The 10,608-nt window shown below is 68.4% G+C and carries 11 protein-coding genes; 5 read left to right on the top strand and 6 right to left on the bottom strand.

Annotation, left to right across the window (positions count from 1 at the left end):
• Positions 1-232: 232 nt before the first annotated feature.
• A complete protein-coding gene (locus AC5Y43_RS19560) occupies positions 233-997 on the bottom strand; it encodes a thioesterase II family protein (protein ID WP_499975124.1) in 765 nt (254 codons plus the stop codon).
• Positions 998-1,409: 412 nt separating this feature from the next.
• Here AC5Y43_RS19560 and AC5Y43_RS19555 point away from each other — a divergent pair, with 412 nt between their 5' ends.
• The 3 genes from AC5Y43_RS19555 to AC5Y43_RS19545 are packed head-to-tail and all read left to right on the top strand — an operon-like array spanning position 1,410 to position 5,019.
• Complete coding sequence (locus tag AC5Y43_RS19555; RefSeq protein ID WP_499975121.1) at positions 1,410-2,735, top strand: hypothetical protein; 1,326 nt, start codon at positions 1,410-1,412, stop codon at positions 2,733-2,735.
• Between the two features lie 16 nt (positions 2,736-2,751).
• Positions 2,752-4,134 carry a cytochrome P450 gene (locus tag AC5Y43_RS19550; protein ID WP_499975119.1) on the top strand — a complete coding sequence of 461 codons (1,383 nt, stop codon included), beginning with the start codon at positions 2,752-2,754 and terminating at the stop codon, positions 4,132-4,134.
• Between the two features lie 24 nt (positions 4,135-4,158).
• A complete protein-coding gene (locus AC5Y43_RS19545; protein WP_499975117.1) occupies positions 4,159-5,019 on the top strand; it encodes an alpha/beta fold hydrolase in 861 nt (286 codons plus the stop codon).
• Positions 5,020-5,246: 227 nt separating this feature from the next.
• On the opposite strand, the gene gnd is transcribed toward AC5Y43_RS19545, so the two are convergent.
• Together gnd and AC5Y43_RS19535 are read right to left on the bottom strand one after the other, a co-directional pair.
• Complete coding sequence (gene gnd, locus AC5Y43_RS19540; RefSeq protein ID WP_499975115.1) at positions 5,247-6,269, bottom strand: phosphogluconate dehydrogenase (NAD(+)-dependent, decarboxylating); 1,023 nt, start codon at positions 6,267-6,269, stop codon at positions 5,247-5,249.
• Between the two features lie 9 nt (positions 6,270-6,278).
• Positions 6,279-7,688, bottom strand: coding sequence for a glucose-6-phosphate dehydrogenase (locus AC5Y43_RS19535; RefSeq protein ID WP_499975114.1), 1,410 nt, complete (start codon positions 7,686-7,688; stop codon positions 6,279-6,281).
• A 121-nt stretch (positions 7,689-7,809) separates the two neighbouring features.
• Between AC5Y43_RS19535 and AC5Y43_RS19530 the strand changes: the two genes are divergently transcribed.
• Positions 7,810-8,649 (top strand): adenylate/guanylate cyclase domain-containing protein, encoded by an 840-nt coding sequence (locus tag AC5Y43_RS19530; protein WP_499975380.1) that lies wholly within the window; start codon positions 7,810-7,812, stop codon positions 8,647-8,649.
• Here the strand turns inward: AC5Y43_RS19530 and AC5Y43_RS19525 are convergent.
• A complete protein-coding gene (locus AC5Y43_RS19525; RefSeq protein WP_499975112.1) occupies positions 8,604-8,777 on the bottom strand; it encodes a hypothetical protein in 174 nt (57 codons plus the stop codon). The two genes, AC5Y43_RS19530 and AC5Y43_RS19525, sit on opposite strands and share 46 nt — an antisense overlap.
• A 27-nt stretch (positions 8,778-8,804) precedes the next feature.
• Between AC5Y43_RS19525 and AC5Y43_RS19520 the strand changes: the two genes are divergently transcribed.
• Complete coding sequence (locus AC5Y43_RS19520) at positions 8,805-9,497, top strand: guanylate cyclase (RefSeq protein WP_499975109.1); 693 nt, start codon at positions 8,805-8,807, stop codon at positions 9,495-9,497.
• Here the strand turns inward: AC5Y43_RS19520 and AC5Y43_RS19515 are convergent.
• Both AC5Y43_RS19515 and AC5Y43_RS19510 read right to left on the bottom strand, forming a co-directional pair.
• A complete protein-coding gene (locus AC5Y43_RS19515; RefSeq protein ID WP_499975107.1) occupies positions 9,494-9,817 on the bottom strand; it encodes a putative quinol monooxygenase in 324 nt (107 codons plus the stop codon). The genes AC5Y43_RS19520 and AC5Y43_RS19515 overlap by 4 nt on opposite strands.
• Positions 9,818-9,959: 142 nt before the next feature.
• A complete protein-coding gene (locus AC5Y43_RS19510) occupies positions 9,960-10,550 on the bottom strand; it encodes a peptidoglycan endopeptidase (RefSeq protein ID WP_499975106.1) in 591 nt (196 codons plus the stop codon).
• Positions 10,551-10,608 lie beyond the last annotated feature (58 nt).

Raw genomic sequence — 10,608 nt, 5'->3', positions numbered from 1 at the left:
TCGCGCTGGGCGGGACGAGATAAACGTCGCCCTGCCGCGCGCTCTCCTCGGTCTACCCGTGCCGGCCGGGCACAAACGCGGCAGCAGGGAATTCTCAGGTTTGCGTCGCGGTGTCCGCCCCACCCGGGCTCAAGCGTTAAGTCGTTCCGCCGAAGCGTGTTTGGCGCACGTCACCGGCGACGTGCACCGCCAATTTACGGCGGCGTCAAGCCCCCCGGTGAGCAGCTCGGAATCAGACTTCCGTGATGACTCGATTGCCGACGGTGTTGATGTGGTTGTCCAGGTAGAAGTGTCCGCCGTCGAAGAACGACAGGGCGAACGTCCCGCTGGTGTGCTTGGCCCACCGGCGCAGCGACCCGACGTCGATGCGCCGGTCCTGCCGGCCGCCGACGGCGTGGATATCGGCACGGATGCGCACGCCGTCGCTGCAGTCGTAGCGGTTGAGCGCCTCGTAGTCGCACCGCGCCGCGTTGACCAGCAGTTCGGCGAACTCCTCGTCGGCCAGCAGGCGGGGATCGGTGCCGCCCAGATCGGCGAGGTCGGCGAGCAGTTCCTCGTCGCTGGTCGGCAGGTCGGCAAGGCTGGCGACGCTGGAGGGCACGGGTCCCGCCGACACCCACAACTTTCGCACCGCAATCCCCCGCTGCTCGGCGATGCGGGCGAATTCGAAGGCGACCACCGCGCCCATGCTGTGTCCGAACAGCCGCAGCGGCGCGGCCCTGCGCCACGGCCCCGCCTCGAACAACCCGATGGCCAGTTCGTGCACGGTCTCCGGGGCGGGGTCGTCCAGGCGCTCGGCCCGCTGCGGGTACTCGACCACGAAGGTCTCGCCACCGGCGGCGAGTTTTCGGGCCAACTTCCGGTAGCTGGCTGCGGCGGCCCCGGCGTGCGGGAACACCACGATGCCGCCGCGGTACGGCTCTCGGGTGGGCGCCGGCATGCGCTTGATCCAGGGGGCGAACGTCGTTGGCACAGGAGCCCTTTCACTAGACGTCATCTGGTCCCGCCCTCCTGTTGGACGTTTGCTGCACGGGCTTGGCCGCGGTTGGGCCACGGCGCCCGAAGGCCGCGAATGACGTTGACGGAGCCAGCTTTTCGGAACCGTCAATTAGCCGGCGAGTCCGGGGTTGCCCCGCAGGCGATCGCCGGGTGACCACTGCCCGGGTCAGCCACATCTTCCCCTGATACCCAAGCCGTCGACCGTTAATCGCCCGGCGGAGGCCCGCACGGATTGTCCGTACACTTGGCGCGCAGAGGCCACCCGCGGTAACCAAACTGCGGCGCAACCGGTGCCCGGCACTCCACCCGCAACGATCGGAGGCGGACCAGTGCATCTCCAAACGCGTCCCCAAACGTTGTTCTCGCGACGCGACGCAACCGACGCGCGACCCGACAACCAGCTGTCGTTCATGGACCAAGCCATGTTCCGCACGCTGCGGGCCCTCGACCGCAACGCGATCGTGCAATGCGTGTGGGTTTACCAGCATCCCGTCGACATCGACGGACTGAGGCGCTTCCACCACAACCTCGGTTACGGCTTGTTGGGACGGCGCATCGAGCGTTCGCCGCTGGCGTTCGCCCGCGATCGCTGGGTCCGGGACCGATGGCCGGCCGACATCGACATCGCCGAGACCGCCCGCCCGCGTGCCGAACTCAGCGACTGGCTGGACGACCGCGCCCAACTGCGCGTCGACCCCGAGCGGGGGCCGGGTTGGCACCTGGGGGTCCTCCGGTTGACCGACGGGTCGACCGCGGTCACCCTGGTGGCGTCGCACTGCCTGATCGACGGCCTCGGGGTAGGCCTGGCCGTAGCCGAGGCGGCCGGCGGCCACACCCGGGACCTCGGCTATCCACCGCCGTCGTCACGCACCCGGCTGCGCGCGCTGGCGCAGGACGCGCGCCAAACCGTTCGGGATCTTCCCGAGGCGGCGCGGGCGATCGCCGCGGCGGCAAAAATGGCGCGTCATCCCGCGCCGGACGGGCCCGCAACGAAGCCGTCGCGATCACGCGCGGCCCGGGCCGCCCACGGCCGCGAACGGGTTGTGGTGCCGGCCGTCGCGGTCCACGTCGACACGGACGACTGGGACGCGCGAGCGACAGCGCTCGGCGGATCCAGCCATCACCTGGTCGCCGGGTTTGCGGCGAAACTCGGTGAGAGACTGGGGCGCCGGCGCGCAACTGACGGGGCAGTCGTCCTGCAGATCCCGCTCAGCGACCGCGGCGCGCACGACACCCGCGCGAACACGCTGTCGTATGTCAGCGTCGCCGTCGACCCGACGCGGGCGACCACAGATTTGTCCGACATCCGGGCGGCCGTCAAACGGACGCTCGAAACGTTCCGCGACGCCCCGCGGCAGGCGTCGCCGATGCTTCCCCTGGCCCCGCTGGTGACATTCACCCCCAAAAGGGTGCTGAGGCGGGTGTCCGAGGCCGCGTTCGCGTTCGACGACCTGCCGGTCGCGAACTCCAGCATGGGCGACATCCCTGCCATGGCGCTCCGCGTCGATGGCACCGACCCCGAATATGCGTTCGGGCGCGGGGGAATCCAGGGCGTCAAGCGCCATGAACTCGAGCAGGCACACGGCGAACTCGCCCTGTGGTGTCTGCGGATCGGCGGCAAGATGTGCATCACCGTCGGCGCCTACCGGCCTGGCGGAAGCAACTCCAAGCGCGGATTACGCGAGGTGGTGGCGCGCACCCTGGCCGAGTTCGAGCTCACCGGCGTGATCGAGTAGGCCCCGTTTCGCGCGCATGGCGCTGGGTAGACCCGCAGAGGTGCGAGCCTCTCCCGGAACGGCGGTGAATTTGCCGCCGGCACCTCCCCGAGTCATTCCCAAGGCGGTGCAGGGCCTCGCCTTTCTGGCGGCGCGGCGGTGGACCACCGTGCGGCTCGCGCGCCGGTACGGCGGCGCCTTCCGGCTCGATGTCCCGGTGTTCGGCCGGCTGGTGGTGGTGGCCGACCCGAAATTGGCCAAACAGGTCTACACCGGCGGAATACACGATCTCGGCGCGATACAGCCCAACCTGAGCCGGCTTTTGGGCGCGGGCTCGGTGTTCGGGCTCGACGGCGCCGAACATCGGGAGCGGCGCAAGCTACTGGCGCAGCCTTTTCACGCCAACAACATGAAGAACTACGAGCAGATCGTCGAGGAGGAGACGCTCCGCGAAATCCGCGACTGGCCCGAGGGCAAGGGGTTCGCCACGCTGGCGCCGATGAAACGCATCACCCTCAACGTCATCTTGCGCACGGTGTTCGGGGCCGAAGGCGACGACTTCGAGGAGCTGCGCCGGATCATTCCCCCGTGGGCCAGATGGGGTTCGCTGCTGTCGACGCTGCCGATCCCGGCCCGGACCTACGGTCGCTACACCCCGTGGGGCCGGCTGGCGGAATGGCGGGGCCGCTACGACGCCGTCATCGACAGGATCATCGATCGGGCCGACGCGACGCGGGACGCGGGGGACCGGACCGACATCCTGTCGCTGATGCTGCGCTGCGCGTACGACGACGGCTCGGCCATGTCGCGCGAGGACATCCGCGACGACCTGCTCACCCTGCTGGTCGCCGGGCACGAAACCACCGCGACCACGCTGGCCTGGGTGTTCGAACGACTCAGCCGCCACCCGCAGGTCCTCTCGGCGCTGGTCGACGAGGCCGACACCGACGAGAACGAACTGCGTCACGCCGCGATCTACGAGGTCCAGCGCACCAGGTCGGTGATCGACTTCTCCGGCCGCCGGGTGCGGGCGAAGGCGTTCGAGCTCGGCGACTGGGTCATCCCCGAGGGCCACTCCGTCGTCGTCAGCATTTCCCGGTGCCACGCCGACCCCGACGCGTTTCCCGATCCCGATCGCTTCGACCCGCACCGCTACATCGACGGCAAGCCGTCGCCCTTTGCGTGGATTCCGTTCGGCGGCGGGACCCGGCGATGCGCGGGGGCGGCGTTCGCCAAGATGGAGATGAACGTGGTGCTGCGAACGGTGTTGCGCCACTTGACCATCGAAACCACCACGGCGCCCCCCGAGAAGATCAAGGGCGGCGGGCTCGGCTCCCTGCCGAAGGACGGCGGCCGGATCCTGGTGCATCGCCGCGCACCGCGCCGGCGCCAGGTCGTCGACCCGCGCAAAAGTGCTTAACCGCGCTAGGTAACGTCAGGACGCGTGAGCGTCGTGAGCAGCGATCCCGAGACGGTCGAATTCTCCGGCCACAAGGGGATCACCCTTGTCGCCGACGAATGGAACCGCGGCGCCAACGCGACCGGTCGCCCGTCGGTCCTGATGTTGCACGGCGGCGGCCAGAACCGGTTCTCCTGGAAGAGCACCGGCCAGATCCTGGCCGACGAGGGCCTGCACGTCGTCGCCCTGGACAGCCGCGGGCACGGCGACAGCGATCGCGCTCCCGGGGCCGACTACGCCGTCGAGACGCTGACCGCCGACGTCCTGCGCGTCATCGAGGCGATCGGCCGGCCGGTGATGATCATCGGGGCGAGCATGGGCGGTCTGACCGGCATCCTCGCCGCCCACCGGGCCGGGCCGGCGAAGGTGACCCGGCTGGTCCTCGTCGACGTGGTGCCCCGGTTCGAGAAGGGCGGCAGCGCCCGCATCCGCGACTTCATGATCAGCGGGCTCGAGGGATTCGACTCGCTGGACGAGGCCGCCGAGGCGGTGGCCGCCTACCTCCCGTACCGGAAGAAGCCGCGCAGCCCCGAGGGGCTGAAGAAGAACCTGCGCCTGCGCGACGGGCGCTGGTACTGGCACTGGGACCCCGCGTTCATGACCAAGCCCGGCGACGACCCCGAGTTGCGCACCGAGAAGTTCGAGCAGGCGGCCAGGAGCCTGACGATCCCGGTGCTGTTGATCCGCGGAAAGCTGTCCGACGTCGTCAGCCCCGAGGGCGTCAAGCATTTCCTGGCGACGGTGCCCAACGCCGAGTTCGTGGAGCTGGCCAACGCGGGGCACACCGCCGCCGGCGACGACAACGACGCCTTCAGCGACGTCGTGGTCGCGTTCGTCAAACGCTGACAGCCCAACCCGTACCCGCGGGCTGCCCGCGCCGTCACGGCCTGGCCTGGCGGATTTGACTGTGAATCCAGGGCTTTGACCGTGAGCCCAGGGCGCCGATCCGGCAATTTTTCCGCCCGCGATTCACTGCCGAAGCCCCGAGTTCACCATCGAAGCCCAGGCTTCACACTGAATGCTCGGCAACGGTGCCCCGCGAGCATTGAGGATCCGCGAAACAGCGCCGGCGCTCAGTTGGCCGGCTTCTCCGCGTGCCCGCCGAACTGTTTGCGCATCGCCGACAGCGCCTTGTTGGCGAAGTCGTCGAGATCGCGGGAGGCGAAGCGGGACTGCAGCGCCGTCGTCAGCACCGGCGAGGGCACCCCCTCGTCGATCGCGGCGATCGAGGTCCACCGGCCCTCCCCGGAATCGGAGACCCGCCCCGAAAACTCTTTCAGCTCAGGCGATTCCCGCAACGCGCTCGCGGTCAGGTCCAGCAGCCACGAGCCGATGACGCTGCCGCGTCGCCACACCTCGGCGACGTCGGGGATGTCGAAGTCGTACTGGTAGAACTCGGGGTTCGACAGCGGCGCGGTCTCGGCGTCCCCCGCCTCCACGTGCTTGCCGATGTCGGCGTTGCGCAGGATGTTCAGCCCCTCGGCGAGCGAGGCCATCATCCCGTACTCGATCCCGTTGTGCACCATCTTGACGAAGTGCCCCGCCCCGGACTGTCCGCAATGCAGATACCCCTGCTCCGATTGCGCGACCTCGCCGTCGCGGCCGGGCGTGCGCGGCGCCGCGTCCACGCCGGGCGCGACGGTGGCGAAGATCGGCTCGGCGTGCTCGAACGCGTCGGTGTCCCCGCCGATCATCAGGCAGTAGCCGCGTTCGCGGCCCCACACGCCGCCGCTGGTACCGCAGTCGAGTAAATGAATGCCATTCTCGGACAACGTCTTTGCGTGCCTGATATCGTCGCGGTAGTAGGAGTTGCCACCGTCGATCACGATGTCCCCGGAGTCCAGCGTCTTGGCCAGCTCATCGATCACCCCGGTCGTGATCGTCCCGGCCGGCACCATCACCCAGACCACGCGGGGGGCGGTGAGTTTCTCGGCGAGCTCCTGCAGCGACGACACCCCCGTCGTGTTGTCCTCGCCGGCCATCGCCTTGACCGCGTCGGGTTCGTGGTCGTACACCACGCACTCGTGTCCGCCCTTGGCCACGCGCCGAACGATGTTGGCGCCCATGCGGCCCAGACCGATCATCCCCAGCTGCATCTCGTCTCCTTACTTGCTCGCCGGTGTGCTCTTGGGTAGCCACGGCTCCTGCCATTTGTGGTGACCGTGCAGCAGCGACTCCGCGGCCTCGGGTCCCCAGGAGCCGGACTCGTAGTGGTGGATCCGGCCCGGCTTGTCCAGCAACGGCTGCACGATCCGCCACGTCTCTTCGATGGCGTCCTCACGCGCGAAAAGCTGGCGGTCGCCGGTCAATCCGGCGTACAGCAGGCGCTCGTAGGGCCGCACCGCCTCGCCGAGGTCCTCGGCGAACGAGGAATCCAGGTGGACGTCATGCCACGAATTGCCGACCTGGGCGGACAGCTGCAGGCGCATCCCGGGATCGGGGTCGATGCGCAGCACGATCTGGTTCGGCTCCGGCGGCCTGCGGTTGGGCAGGAAGGAGAACCCGGGCACGTGGTGCAGAAACATCCGCACCTCGGTGACCTTCTCGGGCAACGCCTTTCCCGCACGCAGGAAGATCGGCACGCCGGCCCAGCGCCAGTTGTCGATCTCGGTGCGCAGCGCGACGTAGGTCTCGGTCTTCGAGTTCTTGGCCACCCCGTCGACGTCGGTGTAGCCGCGGTACTGGCCGCGCACGCAGCGCTGGGGATCCAGCGCCGGCATCGCCCGGAAGACTTCGGCCTTCTTGTCGTTGAGGTCGTCGGCGCCGGGGCCGACGGGCGGGTCCATCGCGACCAGCGCCAGCACCTGCAGCAGGTGGTTCTGCACGACGTCGCGCAGCGCGCCCACCGCGTCGTAGAACTTGCCGCGGTCCTCGATCCCGAAGTCCTCCGCCATGGTGACGTGGATTTCGGAGACGCTGTCGCGGTCCCACAGCTTCGCCAGGGCGCGATTGGCGAAGCGTAGATATTGCAGCTCCTCGACGGGTTGTTTGCCCAGAAAGTGGTCCACCCGCAGGATCTGTTCTTCGTCGAGCACCGCACCCAGCCGTGCGTTGAGGTCGCGCGCGGACTCCAGGTCGTGGCCGAACGGCTTCTCCACCGCCACCCGCGCGTTCTCCACCAGGTCGACCTTGGCGAGGTTTTCCACGATCGGCGCGAACAGCGACGGCGGCATCTCCAGGTAGTACAGGGGGCGGGCGTCCGCGTCGATCTGCTTGGCGAGCTGCTTGTAAAGCTTTTCGTCGGTGACGTCGCCGTGGAGGTACGACAGCCGGCCGGCCAGCCGGTCGAACACCGCGTCGTCGAACTTCTCACCCGAGGCCTTGATGGCGTCGCGGGCCCGATCGATCAGCTGCTCGACGGTCATCTCGTCACTGGCCACGCCGATGATCGGGCAGTCCAGCATTTCCTTGCGTTCGAGCCGGAACAACGCGCGGTAGGTCATCTTGCGGGCCAGGTCGCCGGTGATGCCGAAGATCACCAGCAGATTCGAGGAATTGTCGCCGCCGTCCGTCAAGCCCGCACCTCCCGAAAATCACCCGATTCGCTCTGCAGAATCACTACCCGTGGCGGCCGAGCTCAACCGTAGACATTCGTCATAGGCCCGACAAGGCGCGGCGGTGACGGCCTTTGGCAGGATTCCAGGCGTGGGTGACATGCTGCATCTCGCGGTCTATGTCCTGGCCGGGGCCGCGGCGATCGAGGCCGTCGCGATCGCGGTGCTCTCGGTGCTGCTGGTGCGCAGCCGCCGCGAGGCCGACCAGTTGCGGCAGCGGACGGATGCCCGCAACCAGCTGCTGACGGGCGGCCGCGAGGCCGTCAAGCGGGTCTGGAACACCGCCAACCTGATGCGCAAGGAGGGCTTCGGCGCGGTGGTGCGCAGCTCGATCGAGGACCTCGCCGACTGGGCCGAGGTCGAGCGGCCCGACCTCGCCCGGGTCACGCCGGACGGGCGGGTGGTGATCCTGTTCTCCGACATCGAGGAGTCGACCGCGCTCAACGAGCGGATCGGCGACCGCGCCTGGGTCCGGCTGATCAGCTCCCACGACAAGCTCATCTCGGGTCTGGTGAAGCGGCGCTCGGGGCACGTGGTCAAGAGCCAGGGCGACGGCTACATGATCGCGTTTGCGCGCGCCGAAGAGGCCGTGCGCTGCGGCGTCGACGTCCAGCGCGCGTTGGGCAACAACGGAAAACGCAAGCGGCACGACGACATTCGGGTCCGCATCGGCGTCCACATGGGCCGCTCGGTGCGACGAGGCGACGACCTGTTCGGGCGCAACGTCGCGATGGCGGCGAGGGTCGCCGCGCAGGCCGTCGGCGGGCAGATCCTGGTGAGCGAGCCGGTGCGCGACGCCATCGACGAGTGCGCCGACTGTGACGACATCCGATTCGACGGGGGCCGCGAGGTCGAGCTGAAGGGCTTCTCGGGCAGCTACCGGTTGTTCGCCGTGTCGGCGTCGGATTCGGCGAGCCGCTGATGCAGCCGGGCGCGGACCTCGTCGGGGGTGTAGGACTTGCGCTTGCGTTGGTCGCGGGCCACCAGCACTCCCCCTGCGACAACACCGGCGACGCCGGCCAACCCCACCCACTTCCAAACACTGCGCATGGCTGACAGGCTATTACCGGGGCTCACATGCTGACACTGGACCAAGCGCTGGACGAGACGCGAACCGGCGACCTCTGGCTGTTCCGCGGCCGATCGCGGCCCGACCGCGCGATCCAGACGCTGACCAACGCGCCCGTGAACCACGTCGGCATGACGGTGGCCATAGACGACCTGCCGCCGTTGATCTGGCACGCCGAGCTCGGCGACAAGCTCGTCGACGTCTGGTCCGGCACCCATCACCGCGGCGTGCAACTCAACGATCTGCGCCAGGCGGTTCTGCAGTGGACCGACCGTTACCAGCAGCGGTGCTGGCTGCGTCAGCTGACGCCGTACGCCACCCGGGAACAGGAAAACAAGCTGCTACAAGTCATCGCGCGGATGGACGGCACCGCGTTCCCGACGACCGCCCGGCTCACCGGCCGCTGGTTTCGCGGCCGGCTCCCGACCATCAACGACTGGATGCGCGGAATCCCGTTGGTGGACAGGAAGGTTCGCGAAGAGACGCAGCGGCGCAAGGCCGAGCACCGCAGGATGGGCCTGGAGACGGCGTACTGCGCGGAGACGGTGGCGATCACCTATGAGGAAATGGGGTTGCTGGTCACCGACAAGGACGCCAACTGGTTCGACCCGGGGCGGTTCTGGAGCGGCGACGCGCTCCCGCTGGCACCGGGGTATCGGCTGGGCGAGGAGATCGCGGTGTCGGTGGGATCGGCGGGTTAGCCGACCGACATCTCCCCCATCTCCGACCAACCCTCCGCGTCGATCGTCTGGCTGATGATCTTGGGGGTCGACGCCAGCGCCTGGGGCAGGTCCTGCATCGCCCGCTGGAAGTGCTCGCTGTTGACGTGGACGCCGCCGGCGTCACCGTCGCGGAAGGCCTCCACCAAGACGTACTCCGCCGGGTTGTCCAGGCTGCGCGACCACTCGAACCACAGGTTGCCCTCCTCGGCGCGGGTGGCGGCGGTGAAGGAGGCGACGAGTTCCGGCCAGCGCTCGCTCCACTCGGGTTTGGTCTCGAACTTGACGACGATGAAGATCATGAGCCGATCATGCCGCACGACCAGTGACGCAGGCCACAAAAGGTCAACACCACGGGCAAGATCACTTTGCGCGCGCGCTTCCCCGATTCATTCTGCGCCAAAAACGGTCGAATAAAATCGAGACAATTTGCGAGGTGATTTGTTATGGATTCGCAATTCCTGGATCGGCCGGCGGCGGCGAATCCGGGATTGCGGGCGCCACGGCGTCGACCAGAACGGGCGGGGCCTCGGGCGGTGGCGCCGGCAAATCCGGCGGCGGGGGCGGCAAATCCGCGGGCGGCGGCGGCAACTCCGGCGCAGGGGGCGGCAGCTCCGGCGGCGGGGGCGGCGCGTCCGGGGGCGGCGGCGGCGCGCCCTCGGCATCCGGCATCGGCAGGAACATGTGGTGGGTGAAACCAGCCTGGTAGGCTCCCGCGCCACCGATGTGCACGCCACCACGCTCGCCACTGGAGACCGGGGTGCCGTCCGGCAGGGTCACCGCGGTGTGACCGCCGTTCCAGCCGATCACCAACGCGTTGGGCGCGGTCCCGTACTGGAAACCCCGCGCCAGCAAAGCGGCTTCTTCGTTTCCGGTGTTGAACCTGCTGCCGAAAACGGGTCGGTCGGTCGCCGCATTGGCTACCCAGGACGCGAGTCCCGAGCAATCGGTGCCGGCGGGCGAATCCCCGCCCGCGATATAGGGCGTCCCCGAAACCTGATTGACGAGCGATATCAAAGTGGCTAGAACAAACACGAGCAGGCACACTAGCAATAAAATTCACCGGTAATCAAAATTTGTGGCCCGTATCACT

The sequence above is a fragment of the Mycobacterium sp. NGS57 genome (assembly GCF_059812405.1).
Note: the sequence above shows the minus strand (reverse complement) of the source record. Positions and strands in the feature narration are given on the sequence as shown.